The 1,311-nt window shown below is 46.1% G+C and carries 1 pseudogene; it reads right to left on the reverse strand.

Annotated elements, in window-relative coordinates:
- Window positions 1–1,311: pseudogene (locus A3739_RS25755) on the reverse strand (DNA-directed RNA polymerase subunit beta'); the annotation flags it as partial.

Here is a 1,311-nt window from a genome sequence, read left to right on the forward strand (position 1 = left end):
TAGAACTCACGCTCACGGCCATGTTCATCCGCAACAGAAAGTGCAGAAGAACGTGAGGTAACAACTAAGTTGCCATCGGTACGTTCAATACTCTTCATGTTATTAAGACGTACAGAACCGCCGTGTTTAACCTGAATATTGTCTACTGCAGAAGCTCGCGATGCAGCACCACCGATGTGGAACGTACGCATCGTTAACTGCGTACCTGGCTCGCCAATCGATTGAGCAGCGATAACACCTACCGCCTCACCGCGGTTAACGACGTGACCACGAGCGAGATCGCGACCGTAACACTTCGCACAAATACCATGGCGAGTATCACATGTAATTGCAGAGCGAACCCAAACCTCATCAACACCTGCAGATTCAAGAAGATCAATTTGCTTCTCGTCCAAGAAAGTGCCGCGCGGCATAACTACATCTTCGTCATTACCTGGAGCAAAAACATCCTTCGCAGTGATTCGACCAAGAACACGATCACCAAGTGGCACAACAACGTCGCCACCTTCGATCATTGGCGTCATCAATAGACCTTCTTCAGTACCACAATCATCTTCAGTAACAACAAGGTCTTGAGCAACATCTACAAGACGACGTGTTAAGTAACCAGAGTTCGCTGTTTTCAGTGCAGTATCGGCAAGACCCTTACGTGCACCGTGCGTTGAGATAAAGTACTGAAGTACGTTTAGACCTTCACGGAAATTAGCCGTAATTGGTGTCTCGATGATCGAACCATCTGGTTTCGCCATCAAGCCACGCATACCTGCTAGCTGACGAATCTGCGCTGCAGAACCACGAGCACCGGAGTCGGCCATCATAAATACTGAGTTAAACGAATCTTGCTGAACCGTATTACCTTCACGGTCAACAACATCATCTTTACCTAAGGTATCCATCATCGCTTTTGCTACCTTATCGTTAGCACGCGACCAAATATCGATAACCTTGTTGTACTTCTCACCGTGCGTTAAAAGACCCGATGCGAATTGATTCTCGATTTCTTTTACTTCAGCGGTCGCTGCATCAATAATCCCTTCTTTCTCATCAGGAATTACAAAGTCATTTACACCGATTGATGAGCCAGAGTATGTCGCCTGAGAGAAACCTAGGTACATCAATTGGTCAGCAAAGATAACGGTGTCTTTAAGACCACAATTACGATATGCAAAGTTGATCAATTTAGAGATCGCCTTCTTAACCATTGGCTGGTTAACCAATGAGAAAGGCAAACCTTTCGGAAGAATTTCAAACAACAAAGCACGGCCTACAGTCGTTTCGACCAATTTGCTCTCGGTAATCAACTGGCCATCG

It is taken from the genome of Oleiphilus sp. HI0067, from assembly GCF_001635735.1.